This is a genomic window from Clostridium lundense DSM 17049 (assembly GCF_000619945.1).
Lineage (GTDB): Bacteria > Bacillota > Clostridia > Clostridiales > Clostridiaceae > Clostridium_AO > Clostridium_AO lundense.
Genome location: NZ_JHVC01000002.1, coordinates 428,412 through 446,678, shown reverse-complemented (window position 1 = coordinate 446,678; position 18,267 = coordinate 428,412). Strand labels below are relative to the sequence as shown.

The window sequence follows — 18,267 nt, the reverse complement described above, 5'->3', positions numbered from 1 at the left end:
TATGACAAATCAGCATGCCACTTTTTTACAACTCCATCTTTAAAAATTTACTAATTCACCAGTCTCAAAAGACTTTTTACATCCATAAGCTAATGCTGTTGCATTTACACCATCCTCAACTGTCACATCTGGCTGTCTCTTTTCCAATATGCAATTTATAAATTCTTCTGTTTCGCTTAAATAAGCTTGTTCAAATCTTTCTAAAAACCCTTCAGAACATTCCCTTATAGCTCCATTATCATTAAATATAGTAACTAAATTCTTTTCTGGTATAGTTCCTACTCTTAAAGTTCCTTTGGTTCCAATTATTTCTGTTTCTATATGATATCCATGCGCACAATTTCTTCCTGCTAAAAACATTCCCATAGTTCCATTTTCAAACTTAACTAAAGCTGCTCCTGTTTCTGCATCATTTATTTCTTTAAATTCAGGATATTCATATGCTCCTCCTATTGCCCATACACTTTTAGCTTCTGAATTTAGATACCATCTTGCAAGATCTAAATCATGAATAGCCATATCTAAAAACAATCCGCCGCTGTAACTGTTCTTAGCAAATTTTAAAAAACTTTTCATACTATTAGCTGGATCCAACCCATAGCATCTTATAAATACAGGTTTTCCAATAATACCTTCATCTATTTTTTTCTTTACATATGCATAAGAACTATCATATCTTCTCATAAATCCAAGCATAAATACTTGTTTATCCTTATACTTGTTAACTATCTTTGCCGTTCTTTCAGTTTCTTCTAGATAAAGTCCAAGGGGTTTTTCACTAAATACATGAAATCCTTTTTCCAATGCTTTTATTATTTGTTCACAGTGAAATCCTGAAGGTGAAGATATAAATATAGCATCTAACTCACTATTTTTAAGCATTTCATCATAATCTATATATCCATATTTAATTCCCCATTTTTTTTGAATATCTTCAACTTCCTCTTTAACTACACTGCAAACTGCTGTAAGTTCTGCGCTAGGTATTCTAAAGGCTATATTTTCAGCATGTTTTCTTCCAAGCCTTCCAAGTCCAACAATTCCAACTTTTATCTTCTCCATTTTCCACACCCCCTAAAATCAAAATTATATCTAAATTTCCCCTTTTTCTTTTATATATTTTCTAGCTTTTATAGCATATTCAAGTGGATTTGCTTTTGCTGGATCTTGTTCTGCTTCAACTAAAAGCCATCCTTCGTATTTATTTTCAGCTAATATATCAAATATAGGCTTAAAATCTATACATCCATTCCCCGGCACAGTAAATGCTCCTGATTTAACAGCTTGCAAAAAGCTCATTTCCTTGCCTTTTACCTCTTTTACGACATCCATTCTTATATCTTTTAAGTGAACATGTTTAATTCTATTTACATATTTTTTTACAATAGTTATAGGATCTTCTCCTGAAAATACAAGATGTCCAGTATCATATAAAAGATATACTAAGTTTGCATCTGTCATTTCCATTAACTTGTCTATTTCTTCTGTAGTCTGCACCCCTGTCCCCATATGATGGTGATATACAAGCTTCATATCCTTTTCTTGAGCAAGCTTTCCAAGTTTATTTAATCCATTGAATAATTTGTCCCATTCATCCTCAGAAAATATTGGTTTTTCTTTAAATATAGGTGTCTCCATCTTTCCTTGGATGCTATGTCCTTGTTCTGATACAACTATAACCTTTGCTCCCATTTCATAAAGAAAATCTCTATGTTTTATAAATGCTTTTTCTGTTTCTTCATAAGGTTTTGTAGTTAAAAAAGCGCTAAACCATGCACTAGCTATTTCCATTCCCCTAAGCTCTAAAGCTTTTTTAAGAATAGTTGTATCTTTAGGATATTTATTTCCAACCTCCGTTCCTTTAAATCCTGCCAAAGCCATTTCACTTACACATTGCTCAAAAGTATTTTCTGATCCTAATTCAGGCATATCATCATTAGTCCACGCTATAGGAGCTATACCAATTTTTACTTTATCTTTATTAAACATTTTTATTCCCCCATTTCTCTAAATATATAAACTTTGAATATATAAATTATCATTTTAATTTAAAGGTATACATTTTATTGATTTTTATTAGAAATATATAAGCTTTCATTTGTTATAGTTAGATTAAATCTCTGAAATTTTAACTGGTCTTCCTTCCTTTAAGGACTTTGTAGCTGCAAGCCCTATCAACACAGAATTAAGTCCATCCAAAGCATTTACTGGTACATCTTTATCATTTTCTATAGAAGTAACAAATTCTTTTATTTCATCAGCAAAGGATTGCATATATCTTTCTAAGAAGAAATATAAAGGTTTCTCTGAAATTATGCCCTCTTCTGTACTAATTATTGCTGTAGAATTTGTATCATTACTTACGGCAATTGAACCCTTTGAACCAAACACTTCTGCTCTTTGATCGTATCCATAGACAGCTTTTCTGCTATTGTCTATAACTCCTAGAGCCCCATTTGCTAATTTTAATGTTATTATGGCAGTATCCACATCTCCTGCTTCTCCTATTTTGGGGTCTACAAGTACATTACCTAATGCATATACTTCCTCTACTTCACTGCCTGATAAATAACGTATCATATCAAAATCATGTATACTCATATCTAAGAAAATTCCTCCTGAAACCTTTACATATTCTGCTGGAGGCGCTTCTGGATCTCTTGAGGTAATCTTTATAATATGTGGATCTCCAATTTTCCCCGATTCAACAGTATTTTTTATAGTTCTAAAATTGTGATCAAATCTTCTATTAAATCCTACTTGAAATTTAAGCTTTGATTTTTTAACTTCATCTAAAACTTCCTTTATTCTGTTAATATCATGATCAATTGGCTTTTCGCAAAATACATGTTTTCCTGCTTTTAAGGCCTCAATTGATATCTTTGAATGAGTATCAGTAGAAGAGCATACTAGTACTCCATTGATTTCTGGATCATTTAATATTTCTTTATAATCCTTATACACACAACTAATCCCCATATTCTTTGCGTGCTTTATGCCTTTTTCATCGATAAATGGATCTACAATAGCTTTTACTACGGCATTGGGAACATACTTTGTTAAGCTTTCTGCATGCACCTTTCCAATTCTTCCAAAACCAATAATTCCTAAATTAATCATTACTTTTCCTCCTTAAATTTAATATTTTATATATTCTTTTAATATTTCCTAGCTTTATTTAAGTGTTCAATTCTATCCTTATATGCTTCTTGTATCTTACTATTTTTTGATATTTCTGCTACTCCTACATGCCACCAAGATCCATATCCATTAGTCATAGTCTTTGGAAGTACTTTAATATGAATTAGGGTTGAAACCTTTTGTGCCTTGGAATCCTCCACAGCTAACTTAAGTTCTTCTATATTTTCTACTGTATAGGTCTTTGTTCCATATGCTTCTGCCGCTTTAGCAAAATCAATTTTAAAAAGCTTTCCATCAAGTTTGCCTGTGCCCTTATTTCTATATCTAAATTCCGTCCCAAAACTTCCCATTCCATTAGCCATTTGCAAATTATTTATGCAACCAAATCCTGCATTATCAAATAAAAGTATATTTATTTTCTTTCCCTCTCTTATGCTTGAAACAAGTTCTGAATGAAGCATTAAATAGCTTCCGTCTCCCACCATAGCATAAACTTCCTTATCTTCTTCTAAAAGTTTAATTCCTAAGGCTGCTGCTATTTCATACCCCATACAAGAATAACCATATTCCACATGATAAGTATTAGGTTTTCTAGGACACCATACTCTTTGCAAATCCCCTGGCAAACTTCCTGCTGCCCCTACTATAATTGCATTATCATCTAAAAGCTTATTTAATTCTCCCAATACTTCTGTTTGTGTTAAACAAGAATTAAATTCTTTATAAAATTCTTCTAAAGCCTTATCACAATGTCCACATATTTCTGGAGTAAAATCTTTTCCTGTGTAATTTATATTAAATAATCTATTAAGCTCTTTTTCCCACGCTTCTTTTACCTCTGATATTTCATATTTATAGTCTGATTTATATCCTTCCTTTTCCAATTCCTTAGTTAAAGAAGATAAAATCTCTTTAGCATCCCCTACTACTTTTGTTGCATCAAGCTTGTCTGCATGAAACTCTGATACATTTATAGTCAGAAATTCTACATTTTCATTTTGAAATAATAACTTTGATGAAGTTGTAAAATCTGTAAATCTGGTTCCTATTCCTATAACTAAATCTGCATCTTTAGCTATTGTATTTGCTGCAAGGTTTCCTGTTACACCTATGCCTCCTAAGTTAAATTTATAATCCCATTCAATAGCACTCTTTCCAGCTTGTGTTTCTCCAAATGGTATATTGAATTTTTCTGTAAAAATTTTAAGTTCTTCACTAGCCTCTGAGTATCTTACTCCACCACCACATATTATCAGCGGCTTTTTCTTTCTTTTTATTAAATTAACCGCATCATTTAATGCCTCTTTTGATGGCAATCTTCTTTCTATTCTATGAACACGCTTTTTAAAGAAATATTCAGGAAAATCATATGCCTCTCCTTGTACATCTTGTGGTAAAGCTATTGTTACTGCTCCTGTATTCGCAGGATCTGTTAAAACTCTCATAGCATTTATCATAGCTGTCATAAGCTGTTCTGGTCTATTTATTCTATCCCAATACTTACTTACAGCCTTAAAAGCATCATTTGTAGTAATGGACAAGTTATGAATGTGCTCAACTTGCTGAAGTACTGGATCTGGTTGTCTTGTTGCAAAAGTATCTCCTGGCAGCAAAAGTACAGGGATATTATTAGCAGTGGCAGTAGCGGCAGCAGTTACCATATTAGCTGCTCCAGGTCCAACAGAAGATGTACATGCACATATTTGTTTTCTATGGCTTTGTTTTGCAAATGCTATAGCCGAATGTGCCATTCCTTGTTCATTATGTCCCTGGTATACTTCCAAATGTCCTGGATTCTCCTCCAAGGCTTGACCTAATCCCAAAACATTACCATGTCCAAATATTGTGAAAATTCCTTTTATAAATTTGTATTCTTTTCCGTTGAATTCCACATATTGTTCATTTAAAAATCTTACAAGTGCTTGAGCTGTTGTCATTCTAATTGTGTTCAAAATAACTCCTCCCTTCCTACTTGTCAGGCCATATCTTAACATTAGACTTTAAAAGCCATTCATGTTCTTTTTCATTAATTCTATCTTTCCAAGGGTTATTTTCTAAATGTCTTATCATCCAGCAATAATACATTGCATACCCAGGCGCTGAGATCTGTGGATGTACCAATCCTCCCTTAATCGTTGCTATAGAGTTATCTGTAACTTTATATACATCTTCTCCTATTACAGAACATCCAAATCCTTGTGGCTTATTAAATCTATAATAATAAACTTCTGGTTGTGGATGATGATGTGGAGGATAACTTGACCACTTTCCTGGGTAAGTTATAACTTCACCTATTACCATATTTGAATAATTAGCATTAGAATAATCAAAAATAGTTCTTACAACTCTTTTTGCTGTATCATTCCATACACCTTCTCCAAATACATCGTTTCTACATTCTTTTGGTGTATAAAGTTTACACTGAAATTCTTTTTCATTAATTGCCTTTTGAATTAACACCTCTGAATCCTTAAGTGCCTTAATTGTAACTTTAACATTCTTAGGTACATGTAAACACCACGGCTCTTCATCAAATAAGGAATTTCTTTCAATTTCCTGTTCCTCATCCCCCCACTTTATTAAAGCTTTCCCTGATAGTAATAAAAATGCACTTTCTTTATTACCATCTATAAATTGTTCTTCTTTTTCAACTTTTAACTTATAAACACCTATATCCATTAGCATTTCACTATGCTTTCCATTTATCTGTGTTAATGAGTTATATCCTTCTTTAAACTGCTTAAGTTTTTCAACCACAATTTATTCCTCCCTATTCTTAATCTCTCACTACCATTTCCCCATGCTCTTCTTTTGCTTTTCTTATAAATTCTTTAACTTCTTCAACATTTGGCATAGCCTCTGAACAACTATGACTAGCCACAAGCATTGCTGCAGATGCACTACCAAATTCTAAAGCATCTATAACATTCCATCCTTCCATTAGTCCATATATAAATGCTGATGCATATGCATCTCCTCCGCCAAAAGATTTTAAGAGTTTTACAGGGAATGGTTTTATTTTATACATTTCTCCATCATCTGTATAAGCTGTAGAACCATCTTTTCCATGTTTTATTACAACAATTTTATTTCCATAACCTATCCATCTATCTGCAGTCTCTCTATCGTCGCTTCCTTCAGGGCTTATTATTCTTTCCATAAGATCAAATTCTTCTCTAGATCCAATAACTATATCACTCATTCTTGCTGCTAAAGCATAATAAACAGCTATTTCTTCTTTTGACTTCCATGTATATTCTCTGTAGTCCACATCAAATATAATTTTAGTGTTATGTTTCTTTGCATATTCCAACGCCATAAAAGCTGCTTCTCTAGATGGGCTTGCAGCTAAAGCAGTGCCTGATAAAACTATAGCTTTAGTATTTTTTATATATTCTTCATCTATATCTTCTGGGCATAATTGCAAATCCGCTATACCATTTCTATACATTAATATACTGCTTTCTGCAGGACTTAAAATTTCTGTAAAAGTAAGTCCTAAGGACTCTCCATTCTTAGCTCTACCTATCTGAGATATATCTATTCCTTCTTTATGAAAATAACTTATTACAAAATTTCCAAATTGATCATCGGATACTTTTCCAATAAACCCTACTTTTTTTCCTAATCTAGCTAGTCCTACAGCTATATTCGCAGGAGATCCACCCACATATTTTGTAAAAGTTCTGCTTTCTTCTAAATGCCTATTTATTTCATTAGGATTAAAATCTATAGCTACTCTTCCTATAGGAACTACGTCTATTTCTTTTTCCTCATGAAATCTAATATTATTCACCAAAATTACCTCCCCTTTAATTATGCTTTATTATAACTGCCAAATATTTTTATATGTTTTTTAATATTTTCATAGGCAGCCTCTATAACATTGTTATGATAAGTAAAGTAGTCCACTGTATTAGAACTTTTAAATAACTTATCCACACTCTTTACTACACTATTAAAAGTAGCTGTTGCCACATTTATTTTCTTTATGCCATATTCTATGGATTCCTTAAACCCTTCCTCTGTAATTCCTGAACCACCATGTAAAACTAAGGGTACTTTTATACTAGTACTAATTTCTTTTAATCTGGTAAAATTAAGGTTTGGTGCACTTGTGTAAACTCCATGTGCATTACCAATAGCTATTGCTAATGCATCAACTCCTGTTTCATCATAAAATTTCTTTGCATCCTCCACTCTGGTTATAAGCGACTCACCATCTCCTGAACCATCTTCTTTTTTACCAATTATGCCTATCTCTCCTTCTACTGCTGCACCATATTTCTTTGCCATAGCTATAACTTTTTTAGTGTTTTTAATATTTTCTTCTATGGGAAGATGAGATCCATCATACATAACAGAAGTAAATCCTAAAGTTAATGCCTCTTCTATGGTATCAAGGCTTTCTCCATGGTCTAGATGAACTGCTACTGGTACCTCTGCATGTCGTGCTCCCTCTATCATCATTGGTGCTATTAAAGAAAGAGGAGAATATTTAAGACGGACTTCTGCAATTTGAAGTATAATAGGAGATCTTGTTTCTTCTGCCGCTTTTAGCGCTCCCATTATCATTTCCATATTAGCTATACTAAATGCCCCTATACAGTAATTTTCTTGCTGCGCATTTATTAAAAGTTCTTTCATATTTACAATAGCCATAGTTTTATTCCCACAATTCCTTATAAATTTTTATTATGTCCTCTTTGCTTGGCTCACGTCTAGTATTCAAAGGACTTCCACTTATTAAAGCATCCTCAGCCATTTTATCTATGTTTTGAAAGAACTTTTCAGCATCTACTCCGAACTTTTCTAATGTTGGTATATCGATATCCTTGCATAATTTATCAATTTCCTCTACTAACTTATTTGCACAATCTATATCTGATGTTTCTGTTTCACATATTCCTATTGCTCTAGATATATTGGCAAACCTTTTTTCTTCTCCTTTAATGGCAAAATTCAGACATCTAACAATTAGCATAGCATTTGAAACACCATGTGGCACATGAAATAAAGCTCCTATTGGTCTACTCATACCATGAATTATAGTAACTGATGAATTATTAAAAGCAATACCTGCTTCAAGTGCTCCAATACTCATTTCATTCCTTGCTTCAAAATCATTGCTGTTTTTATATGCTCTTCTTAAATTATTAAAGATACGTTTAACTGCAGATAATGCAAATGTATCTGCCAATGGATTAGAACATTTTGAAGTGTATGCCTCAATAGCATGAGTTAATGCATCTATTCCAGTAGCTGCTGTAACTTTTTGTGGTGAAGTTATAGTAAACTCTGGATCAATAATTGCTAATGTAGGCATTAAAGCTTTACCTTTAAGTAACATTTTTATATTTTCTTTGGTATTTGATATGATAGTAAATTGTGTTGCTTCTGATCCAGTTCCTGCTGTTGTTGGAATGGCTACAATGTTTGGTAAAGGCTTGTCTATTAACTTTCCCATATAATCATTTATACTTCCTGGATTTACAACCATAGCACCAATAGCTTTAGCTGAATCAATTGGACTTCCCCCTCCAAGACCGATTATAAAATCACATTTCTCGTTTTTATATTTCTCTACCCCACTATTTACAATTAAATCAGTTGGCTCTGAATTAACTTCGCTATATAATGTGTAACTTATAAGATTGTTTTCTAAAAGCTTTGTTAGTTTTGACACGTTTCCTATATTCAGCATTATTTTATCAGTAACTATTAGTGCCTTCTTACCTAATGTCTTGATATGTTCAGATGATTTTTCTAAGGCATTTTCGCCATATACGATACACTTTGGAAGTATTATATTATAAGCCATGATATCCCCCCATTCTCAATTTATATATATACAATTTTTGATACAATTATGATTATATTTCATTGATATTTTGATTATATTTTGGTTAAATATTACCACATTATTTTCCAACTGTCAACATTTTATTGTAATTTTGTGTATATTTTAAATATATTATGGAATATTTTTAGTAACCTTTTGGGTAATTTTATTATATTTCACTTGTAATATTCTCATCCATATTATATAATTAAGTTTACAAAGCTCCACAATTTACTTAATCACGAAATAATATATTATTGGAGGTATAAATGTTAAAAGAAAGTAGAATAAGAGAAATTGAAAATTATGTATTAAAGCATGAAAATGTTTCTATAGATACTTTATGTTCTTTATTTAATGTTTCTAAAAATACTATAAGAAGAGATATTACAGAACTAGAAAAAATGGGTACTATCAAAAAAATATATGGTGGAATTACTTTAAATAACAAAAATAAACAGCCTACCATTCCTTTTGGACAAAGAGAAATAACAAATAAGCTCTCTAAACAACTTATAGCCAAGGAAGCTAGCAAATTAGTTGAAGATAGAGATATAATTTTTATAGATTCGGGAACTACTACTATTCATATGATTCCTTTCTTAGCAGATAGGAAGAACTTAACCATAGTAACTAACAACGTCAATGCAATAGTAAAATCTTTTCCATATGCAAATTTAAATATACTATCTACTGGAGGATCTTTGTTTAGACAAACTAATTCATTGATTGGAATTGAAGCTGTAAGTTTTCTAAAAAACTATAATATTTCTAAATGCTTTATGGCTACTACAGGAGTTACTATAGAAAAAGGGGTAACTAATTCCTCACCTTTTGAATATGAAGTAAAAAGAGCTGTTATAGAAAAAAGTAAAGAAATCATAGTATTAGCAGATAACTCAAAATTAGGAGTAGTTTCTCTAATGACTTATTGTGACTTAAAGGATGTAGATATATTTATTACAGATAAGACACCAAAAAAAGATATTGTTGATTATTTTCATAATAACAATGTTAATTTAATGGTTCCAGAAGAAGATACTAGCCTATAATTAGTTTGAATTAGTTATATAATAGTACTTCAATATAAAATCCTGTGCAATCTAATTGCACAGGATTTTATATTTATTATTTTCTTATCTAAATAAACTCCCACCTATAATCATTTTTTGTATTTCATTAGTCCCTTCATAAATCTGTGTTATTTTAGCATCTCTCATCATTCTTTCAACATTATATTCCCTCATATAACCGTATCCACCAAGCATTTGAACCGCTTCTATTGTTACATGCATGGCTGCATTTGTACAAGCAAGTTTTGCTTTAGCTGCTGAAACAGAGTATGGTTTTCCTGCTTGTTTATCAAGAGCAGCTTTATATAATATATACTTTGCCTGTTCAATTTCTAAGTCTAACTCTGCCATTTTGAAACTTAAATATTGATTTTTATATATGGGCTTTCCAAATTGAACTCTCTCCTTCATATATTGCCTTGCTATTTCAAAAGCTCCCTCTGCTATTCCAAGTCCTTGAGCTGCAACTCCTATTCTTCCTCCATCTAACGTACTTAATCCTATTCCTAAGCCTTTTCCTTCTTCCCCAATTAAGTTTTCAACAGGAACCTTACAATCTTTAAAGATAAGCTCTGATACTTGAGCTGATCTTATTCCACATTTATTCTCAATTTTCCCTATAGAAAATCCTTCAAAACCTTTTTCTACTATAAAGGCTGATATTCCCTTAGGTCCTTTACTCTTATCTGTTGCAGCAAATACTACAAAAGTCTCTGATAAAGGTCCATTTGTAATAAAACATTTTGATCCGTTTAATATATAATAATCGTCTTCTTTTACAGCAATAGTTTGGCCATTTCCTGCATCTGATCCTGCGTTTGGTTCAGTTAAACCAAAAGATCCAAATTTCTTTCCTGAAAGTATATCTGGAAGATATTTTTTCTTTTGTTCTTCAGAAGCATAATTAAATATAGCTCCTGCACAAAGTGAAGTAGTAACTGAATATGAAATTCCCATAGATCCATGTACTTTTGATATCTCCTCAACTGCTAAAACATAGGATAGATAGTCTCCACCTGTTCCTCCATATTCCTTTGGATACGGAAGACCTATAAGCCCCATGTCCCCCATCTTTTTATACAACTTTACTGGAAATTCACTACTTTCATCATTTTCTATGACTATAGGTTTAAGTTCTTTTTCAGCAAAATCTCTAGCCATATTTCTTATCATTTCTTGTTGTTTTGATAAATTAAAATCCATGTATATTTCCTCCCCTTCCAATACCAATATTTATATAGCAATGCTCTACAATCTAAATTTCCTCTATAAATAAACTCTAACTAAAGCTAAGAGCAACTTTATTTTCTCAATCCCATAGGTCTATCATAAAAGATACGTTCATCCATGATTTTAGGTTCTCCATCCATTTTAGGTGTAAACTCCATTAAACTTAATATATCTTTTTTCAAATCTATTCCTGGTGCTATTTCTGTAAGATATAAACCATCTTCTCTTAACTCAAAAACTGCTCTTTCAGTTATATACATAACAGGTTGCTTTATATTCTTTGCGTATTTTCCACTAAATGTTACCTGTTCCACCTGATTTATAAACTTAGTTACTTTTCCTTCTCGCAAAATTTTTAATTTTCCGTCTTTTATTTCTACATCTAGCCCTCCTGCAGTAAAAGTTCCACAGAAAAATACTTTTTTAGCATTTTGAGTTATATTTATAAAACCACCACATCCCGCTATACGTGGCCCAAATTTACTTACATTTATATTTCCATCTTTATCAGCTTGAGCTAACCCTAAAAATGCTAGGTCCAAACCTCCTCCATCATAGAAATCAAACTGATAAGCTTGATCCAAAATTGCTTCAGGATTTATTGATGCTCCAAAAGCTAATCCTCCCTCAGGTATTCCACCTACTGCTCCTGCCTCTACTGTTAATGTCATATATTCACTAATGTTTTCTTCATTAGCTACAGATGCTATTACTTCTGGAATTCCTATGCCTAAATTTACAATAGTATTCGGCTTAAGTTCTAATGCTGCTCTTCTCCCTATTATTTTTCTTTCATTAAGTGTAGCTTTTTCTATACTATTTATAGGTACTCTTATTTCTCCAGTTGCCCCTGGATTATATTCACATTCAAAGGATTGCTCATGTTCCCCCGTATTGGCAACTACAATTCCATCTACATATATTCCTGGTATTTTTACAAGACGAGGGTCAAGTGTTCCAGAAGCTACTATTTTTTCTACTTGAACTATAACAACTCCTCCACTATTTTTAGTGGCTTGCGCTATAGAAGTAGCTTCAAGAGTTGCAACTTCTCTTTGTAACGTAATATTTCCATTTTCATCTCCTAAAGAACCTCTTATAAAACATATGTCTATTGGAAATGATCTATAAAGCAACTTTTCTTCTCCTTCAATATCTATAAGTTTTACAATATCCTCTTTTGTTATTTCGTTTAGTTTTCCACCTTGCATTCTTGGATCTACAAAAGTATTTAATCCAACATGAGTTATAGTTCCTATTCTTTTCCCTGCAATATCCCTAAAAAGCTGCGAAAGTGTTCCTTGTGGCAAATTATACGCTTCTATTTTATTTTCTATAGCCATACTTCCCAACCTAGGGGATAAATTCCAGTGACCTCCTATAACTCTCTTTATCATACCCTCATGTGCAAAATGATCTGCTCCTTTTCCTTTACCATTTCCTTGAGCTGCTGCATAAGCTAAAGTTAAATTTTTAGGACAGCCTGTATCTAAAAAACGTTTTTCTAATGCAGAACTAAGAGCTTCTGGACAACAACTCCCCACAAAACCTCCTGTTACAATAATATCCTCGTCCCTTACTAATTCCGCAGCTTCATAAGCTTTTAAAACTTTCACCCCATATCAGCCCTTTCTTTTACTTATTTAACTTACTAACATCCTTTAAAATTAGCTTGTCTTTTTTCCACAAATGCTTTCATACCTTCCTTTTGGTCTTCTGTTGCAAAACATAGTCCAAATATATCAGCTTCATAATTATAAGCTGATTCAGTATCCATATTCATTCCATTATTTACAGCAGCTTTTGCTAAGCTAACAGCGTAACTTCCTTTACTCATTATTTTTTTACTCATTTCTTTTACTTTTATCATTAACTCTTCTGGTTCATAGATTTTATTCACAAGTCCTATACGGTAAGCTTCTTTTGCATCTATCATATCTGTAGTAAATATAAGTTCTTTTGCTACTCCTTTACCAACTAACCTTGGAAGCCTTTGAGTACCTGCAAAACCAGGAGTTATTCCTAAATTAACTTCTGGCTGTCCAAATTTTGCTTTGGTAGAAGCAACCCTTATATCACATGCCATAGAAAGTTCACATCCTCCTCCTAGTGCATATCCATTAACTGCAGCTATAGCAACTTGTGGCATATTTTCTATATCTGAAAATACTTTTTGTGCAAGTCTTGCTAACTCTCTTCCTTGTGCTGCATTTAAATCCTTCATTTCAGTTATATCTGCACCCGCAACAAAAGCTTTGTTACCTGCTCCAGTTATTATTAAAACCTTAATATCTCTGTTTTCTGATATCTGCTTTATTGCTATTCCTAATTCCTTTAAAGTTTCACTATTTAACGCATTTAAAGATTTAGGCCTATTAATAATAACTTCAGCTATCCCTTCTTCTATTTTTACAATTATATTCTCCATAATTAATACCCCCATATATAATATTAAAACTTACATTCTGAGCAAGTTTATTTTAACCTTTAATTAATTATATATTAACAATCACAATATTATGATTATATATGTGTGATATAATGATATATTTATTTGTATATTTTGATTATATCTTGATTTTATATTATAATATTACTATAGAACACATCATTCAACAAGTAGTTACTTTTTTGTCATATACTCTCATTCATGTAATATTTTCTAAAATATATGTAAATTCATAGGAGGCTGATCTATCATGATAAAAACAAAAAAAGACCTTTATACCTGTGGTGTAGAACTTACCTCTGAGATATTAAGTGGGAAATGGAAATTGATGATACTCTGGTATTTAAGAAATGGTAATATTAGATTTGGTCAACTAAAAAAATCTTTAGATGGAATAAGTGAAAAAGTACTTAGTTGTGAGTTAAAAGAACTTATTCAATTAGGCATTATTAATAAAAAAATTTACTATGAAAAACCCCTTAAAGTAGAATATAGTTTGACACACTATGGAATAAGTCTTCTTCCAATTCTTTATTCCATATTCGAATGGGGGACAGCCTATGCTAAGACCTTTGATGTGAAGTTGAAAATAAGCGACTCAACTATACACAAAGTTTTAAATGAAAAGATAAATTTACAGGATGAAAATAAAAAGGAAAAGAGTTTAATATCTTAACTATTATTTAATTAAATTATCCCATGACATATTTATAAAATTTATATTTAACATAATAAAAATTTTATAAATATAGCCATGGGATAAAAATTCTAATATACTATTCTATTTACATTTATTTTGTTTATACTATTTTGATTCTAAGTATTCATCATAAGTCATCTGTTTATCTATAATTCCATCTGGAGTTATCTCTATAATTCTGTTAGCAACAGTTTGCACAAACTGATGGTCATGAGAAGAAAATAATATTGTTCCTGGGAAATTAATAAGTCCATTGTTTACTGCTGTAATTGATTCTAGGTCAAGATGGTTTGTTGGTTCATCTAATATAATTACATTAGCTCCACTAAGCATCATTCTTGATAACATGCATCTTACCTTTTCTCCTCCAGATAATACACTGGCACTCTTTAAAGCTTCTTCTCCTGAGAATAGCATTCTTCCTAAAAAACCTCTTATAAAGGTTTCGCTTTTTTCTTCTGAGAATTGACGTAACCAATCCACTAAGTTCAATTCTACTCCATCAAAATATTTGCTGTTATCATTAGGGAAATAAGATTGAGAAGTTGTTATTCCCCATCTAAATTCTCCACTATCTGCTTCCATTTCTCCCATAAGTATTTGGAAAAGAGCAGTTTTTGCTATACTGTTATCCCCAACGAATGCAATTTTATCCCCTTTATTCACAATAAAACTAACATTATTTAAAACTTTTTCACCATCTATAGTCTTTGTAATTCCTTCAACAAAAAGCAAATCATTTCCTGCTTCTCTATCTGGCTTAAAACCTACAAATGGATATCTTCTTGAAGAAGGTCTTATATCATCAAGATTTATTTTATCTAACATTTTCTTACGAGAAGTAGCCTGCTTTGATTTAGATGCATTTGCACTAAATCTAGCAACGAATTCCTGAAGCTGTTTAATTTTTTCTTCTTTTTTCTTGTTCTGGTCTTTAGCCATCTGTAATGCCAACTGACTTGATTCATACCAGAAGTCATAGTTACCTACATATAACTGTATTTTTCCAAAATCTAGATCTGCTATATGAGTACATACCTTATTTAAAAAGTGTCTATCATGGGATATTACTATTACTGTATTTTCAAAATTTATTAAAAACTCTTCTAACCAAGCAATTGATTTAATATCTAAATGGTTAGTAGGCTCGTCTAGTAATAGAACGTCTGGTTTTCCAAAAAGAGCTTGAGCTAAAAGTACTCTCACCTTTTGTCCACCATCTAAATCCTTCATTATTTTATCATGTAATTCTACTCCTATACCAAGTCCTGTTAAAAGAGATGCTGCCTCTGATTCTGCTTCCCAACCATTAAGCTCTGCAAATTCTCCTTCTAATTCTGATGCCTTAATTCCGTCCTCATCTGTAAAGTCTGCTTTTGCATATATAGCATCTTTTTCCTTCATTATCTGATAAAGTCTTTCGTGTCCCATTATTACTGTTTCTAAAACTTCATGCTCATCAAATTGGAAATGGTCCTGCTTTAAAACTGCCATTCTTTCTCCTGGAGTTATACTAACTTCACCTGTATTCGGCTCTATTTCTCCAGAAAGTATCTTTAAGAATGTAGATTTTCCTGCCCCATTAGCTCCTATAAGACCATAGCAATTACCTGGTGTAAATTTTACATTAACATCTTCAAATAATGCTCTTGCTCCATATCTTAAACTTACATTATTAGTACTTATCATACCCTTTTCATTCCTCCATATATTTTTTATATTTATCTAAAATTATGCTACAAATTTAATTGCAAAAATTCAACGCGTAAACATTCAACATTATATCATATTAAACTTATGTCGGCTACATATTTTAAATTAATAATAAATAATTAAATTAGAAATTAAGAACTACCAGTTAGGAATTCCTCTCTTTGACTACCACTAGAAAAATTAAGAATTGAAAATGAGAGAAATAAGGGATTTTTGTATATACAAAAATCCCTTATAAATGTTTTTATTCACTATTTAACTGTTATATTGGCTACGTTTTTTCCATTTTGAACCGCTTGCACATTTACTTTTTTATCTTTATACTGGCTCTTTAGCTTATTGGCATATTCTTGAGCAACTTTTGTTATTTTATCCTGACTTACATTATCCTTAATGATCATAGTTCCCATTGCATATTCACCTTGTACATACACCTGACCATCTATAACTATATTTTCACTTGTAATTTTTTTAGTTAGATCATCATTCTTAACAATCTTATTTTTTGGGTCTTCCTTACTATTTTCACTTGTAGAATCCGATGCTGGCTTATTTCCTTGATTATTATTAATTTCAACATTATTTCCATTAATACTTTTAGATGGCTTATTATGTGAATATATCATTCCACCTGCTACTATAACAACTGCTGCTACTACTCCAATAACTACTTTTTTATTTGACTCTTTCATTTATTTATCCTCCCTTGCTGCGTTAAACTTTCCTTTTAATAATTATAACATATATTTTTTGCCAAACTGACAGTTAATTAATGGAACACTATTTTCTCAGAGTACAAATCACAGATTACAGAGTACAGATAGTGAAAAAGTCATTCTCAACTGTCACCTAAAAAACAAAGCCTTGCATTACGCAAGGCCTCAACTATTTTAAACCTGTTAAAAACAACTTATTTTATTATTGTATAGTAAATTTACACTTAACACTTTATTCTTTACAAATTTATAACGCTATACTCTTTACTTTGTCCTCCTACCTACTGTGCTCTGTATAAAATCTCTTGAAGCTGCTTATCTGTAGGTTCATAATGATAAAATTCTTTATAAAATTCTTTTGCTTCATTTTTTATGTTCTCTTTATTGTTTCCGCCATATAAAAGTCCATTAATCCACTTAATTCCTATTATTCTGTTTATAGTTGTTGGTCTATCAAACCAGTTATAAGGAAGTTGTGGTATCTGATATACCTTTTTATCTTTAACTGCACTTATAGTCTGCCAATCTTTATTTTTCACTATATTATCATAAGAACTTTGAATCTTACCATTTTCTATAGTAGCTCTTGTTATTATCACCTGTGGGTTTAGTTTTATAAGCTGTTCTAATGATATTTTAGTGTGTCCATAACTGCTCTTGTTTGAACTTGACTTTATTACATTTTCTCCTCCAGCCATCTCTAAAACTTCATTTCTTACAGAACCCTTTGGCTCTGTTTCTAAAGCATTTAATCCTTCTGCATAGTATACTCTTATCCTTTTGTCTTCAGGTATTTTGCTTACTTCATTTCTAACTTCATCTATTGTTTTTCTACAATAATCTCCTAACTTCTTAGCTTTTTCTTCTTCCTTAAATATTTTTCCCAAAAATTCATAAGTTTTATCTGAATTTAATAAACTTGTATCTGCAACTACAACAGGAATATTTAACTGCTTTTGTATTCTATCTGCTGTTGACTTTTCCTTATCATTAATTGATGCCACATGAATTATAATATCAGGTTTAGCTTTTAATATAACTTCAGGATTTCCTGTAGTATTTTTTCCATACCATCCTCCTAATTCAGGAAGATTTCTATATTTTTCAGGAAGGTAGCTTTTTTCTTCTTCTGTAAGCTTAACATTCCATCCTACTAATTTGTCAGGCGCTAATGTATAAATCATAGTTGTTCCAGCTGGATTAGTACCATATATTCTTTCAATCTTTTCTGGCAATTTTACTTCTCTTCCTGCCATATCTTTTATAACAGCTGATTGAACTTTATCTCCTTTTGAATTTTTGCTAGCCACTTCACTCTGTTTACTACCGCATCCTGTAAAAAGAGTAATTATAAATACCATTGATAAAATAAATGAAAATATTTTTTTCTTCATCTACAAAAT

At 31.5% G+C, this 18,267-nt stretch carries 16 protein-coding genes; 2 read left to right on the top strand and 14 right to left on the bottom strand.

Features of this window, described 5'->3' with window-relative positions:
• Nucleotides 1-39 precede the first annotated feature (39 nt).
• The 8 genes from T514_RS0105855 to T514_RS0105820 form a co-directional block, all read right to left on the bottom strand.
• Nucleotides 40-1,062: a Gfo/Idh/MocA family protein gene (locus tag T514_RS0105855; protein ID WP_027623934.1), complete on the bottom strand. Its 1,023-nt coding sequence runs from the start codon at nt 1,060-1,062 to the stop codon at nt 40-42.
• A gap of 30 nt (nt 1,063-1,092) precedes the next feature.
• Nucleotides 1,093-1,989, bottom strand: a complete 897-nt coding sequence (iolE, locus tag T514_RS0105850) for a myo-inosose-2 dehydratase (RefSeq protein WP_027623933.1) — start codon at nt 1,987-1,989, stop codon at nt 1,093-1,095.
• A 123-nt stretch (nt 1,990-2,112) separates the two neighbouring features.
• A complete protein-coding gene (iolG, locus tag T514_RS0105845) occupies nt 2,113-3,120 on the bottom strand; it encodes an inositol 2-dehydrogenase (protein WP_027623932.1) in 1,008 nt (335 codons plus the stop codon).
• Nucleotides 3,121-3,158: 38 nt separating this feature from the next.
• Nucleotides 3,159-5,093, bottom strand: coding sequence for a 3D-(3,5/4)-trihydroxycyclohexane-1,2-dione acylhydrolase (decyclizing) (gene iolD, locus T514_RS0105840; protein WP_027623931.1), 1,935 nt, complete (start codon nt 5,091-5,093; stop codon nt 3,159-3,161).
• A gap of 16 nt (nt 5,094-5,109) precedes the next feature.
• Nucleotides 5,110-5,898, bottom strand: a complete 789-nt coding sequence (locus T514_RS0105835; protein WP_027623930.1) for a 5-deoxy-glucuronate isomerase — start codon at nt 5,896-5,898, stop codon at nt 5,110-5,112.
• Nucleotides 5,899-5,917: 19 nt separating this feature from the next.
• Nucleotides 5,918-6,937, bottom strand: coding sequence for a 5-dehydro-2-deoxygluconokinase (iolC, locus tag T514_RS0105830; RefSeq protein WP_027623929.1), 1,020 nt, complete (start codon nt 6,935-6,937; stop codon nt 5,918-5,920).
• A 20-nt stretch (nt 6,938-6,957) separates the two neighbouring features.
• Nucleotides 6,958-7,803 (bottom strand): class II fructose-bisphosphate aldolase, encoded by an 846-nt coding sequence (locus T514_RS0105825; protein WP_027623928.1) that lies wholly within the window; start codon nt 7,801-7,803, stop codon nt 6,958-6,960.
• A gap of 4 nt (nt 7,804-7,807) precedes the next feature.
• Nucleotides 7,808-8,962, bottom strand: a complete 1,155-nt coding sequence (locus T514_RS0105820) for an iron-containing alcohol dehydrogenase (protein ID WP_027623927.1) — start codon at nt 8,960-8,962, stop codon at nt 7,808-7,810.
• Nucleotides 8,963-9,252: 290 nt separating this feature from the next.
• Here T514_RS0105820 and T514_RS0105815 point away from each other — a divergent pair, with 290 nt between their 5' ends.
• Nucleotides 9,253-10,035: a DeoR/GlpR family DNA-binding transcription regulator gene (locus tag T514_RS0105815; RefSeq protein ID WP_027623926.1), complete on the top strand. Its 783-nt coding sequence runs from the start codon at nt 9,253-9,255 to the stop codon at nt 10,033-10,035.
• Nucleotides 10,036-10,119: 84 nt separating this feature from the next.
• On the opposite strand, the gene T514_RS0105810 is transcribed toward T514_RS0105815, so the two are convergent.
• The 3 genes from T514_RS0105810 to T514_RS0105800 form a co-directional block, all read right to left on the bottom strand.
• Complete coding sequence (locus T514_RS0105810; protein ID WP_027623925.1) at nt 10,120-11,259, bottom strand: acyl-CoA dehydrogenase family protein; 1,140 nt, start codon at nt 11,257-11,259, stop codon at nt 10,120-10,122.
• A 98-nt stretch (nt 11,260-11,357) separates the two neighbouring features.
• Nucleotides 11,358-12,902, bottom strand: coding sequence for an acyl CoA:acetate/3-ketoacid CoA transferase (locus T514_RS0105805; protein WP_027623924.1), 1,545 nt, complete (start codon nt 12,900-12,902; stop codon nt 11,358-11,360).
• A gap of 35 nt (nt 12,903-12,937) precedes the next feature.
• The gene (locus T514_RS0105800; protein WP_027623923.1) at nt 12,938-13,714 is read right to left on the bottom strand and encodes a short-chain-enoyl-CoA hydratase; all 777 of its coding nucleotides are present in this window, start codon (nt 13,712-13,714) and stop codon (nt 12,938-12,940) included.
• A gap of 271 nt (nt 13,715-13,985) precedes the next feature.
• On the opposite strand from T514_RS0105800, the gene T514_RS23910 reads away from it, so the two are divergent.
• Nucleotides 13,986-14,411: a winged helix-turn-helix transcriptional regulator gene (locus tag T514_RS23910; protein ID WP_051541813.1), complete on the top strand. Its 426-nt coding sequence runs from the start codon at nt 13,986-13,988 to the stop codon at nt 14,409-14,411.
• Between the two features lie 129 nt (nt 14,412-14,540).
• Here T514_RS23910 and T514_RS0105790 read toward each other — a convergent pair whose 3' ends face one another.
• From T514_RS0105790 to T514_RS0105780, 3 genes are all read right to left on the bottom strand, one after another.
• Nucleotides 14,541-16,124 carry an ABC-F family ATP-binding cassette domain-containing protein gene (locus T514_RS0105790; protein ID WP_027623922.1) on the bottom strand — a complete coding sequence of 528 codons (1,584 nt, stop codon included), beginning with the start codon at nt 16,122-16,124 and terminating at the stop codon, nt 14,541-14,543.
• A gap of 275 nt (nt 16,125-16,399) precedes the next feature.
• Entirely contained in the window at nt 16,400-16,840 is a 441-nt protein-coding gene (locus tag T514_RS23905) for a hypothetical protein (RefSeq protein WP_156939805.1), read from the bottom strand.
• Between the two features lie 305 nt (nt 16,841-17,145).
• On the bottom strand, nt 17,146-18,258 hold the full coding sequence (locus T514_RS0105780) for an ABC transporter substrate-binding protein (RefSeq protein WP_027623921.1): 1,113 nt from the start codon (nt 18,256-18,258) through the stop codon (nt 17,146-17,148).
• Between the last annotated feature and the right edge of the window lie 9 nt (nt 18,259-18,267).

Coding starts and splice junctions, on each gene's coding strand:
- T514_RS0105815 (WP_027623926.1), top strand. CDS start 9,253: ATGTTAAAAGAAAGTAGAATAAGAGAAATTGAAAATTATGTATTAAAG.
- T514_RS0105800 (WP_027623923.1), bottom strand. CDS start 13,714: ATGGAGAATATAATTGTAAAAATAGAAGAAGGGATAGCTGAAGTTATT.
- T514_RS0105790 (WP_027623922.1), bottom strand. CDS start 16,124: ATGATAAGTACTAATAATGTAAGTTTAAGATATGGAGCAAGAGCATTA.
- T514_RS0105825 (WP_027623928.1), bottom strand. CDS start 7,803: ATGGCTATTGTAAATATGAAAGAACTTTTAATAAATGCGCAGCAAGAA.
- T514_RS0105820 (WP_027623927.1), bottom strand. CDS start 8,962: ATGGCTTATAATATAATACTTCCAAAGTGTATCGTATATGGCGAAAAT.
- T514_RS0105855 (WP_027623934.1), bottom strand. CDS start 1,062: ATGGAGAAGATAAAAGTTGGAATTGTTGGACTTGGAAGGCTTGGAAGA.
- T514_RS23905 (WP_156939805.1), bottom strand. CDS start 16,840: ATGAAAGAGTCAAATAAAAAAGTAGTTATTGGAGTAGTAGCAGCAGTT.
- T514_RS23910 (WP_051541813.1), top strand. CDS start 13,986: ATGATAAAAACAAAAAAAGACCTTTATACCTGTGGTGTAGAACTTACC.
- T514_RS0105810 (WP_027623925.1), bottom strand. CDS start 11,259: ATGGATTTTAATTTATCAAAACAACAAGAAATGATAAGAAATATGGCT.
- iolE (WP_027623933.1), bottom strand. CDS start 1,989: ATGTTTAATAAAGATAAAGTAAAAATTGGTATAGCTCCTATAGCGTGG.
- iolG (WP_027623932.1), bottom strand. CDS start 3,120: ATGATTAATTTAGGAATTATTGGTTTTGGAAGAATTGGAAAGGTGCAT.
- T514_RS0105780 (WP_027623921.1), bottom strand. CDS start 18,258: ATGAAGAAAAAAATATTTTCATTTATTTTATCAATGGTATTTATAATT.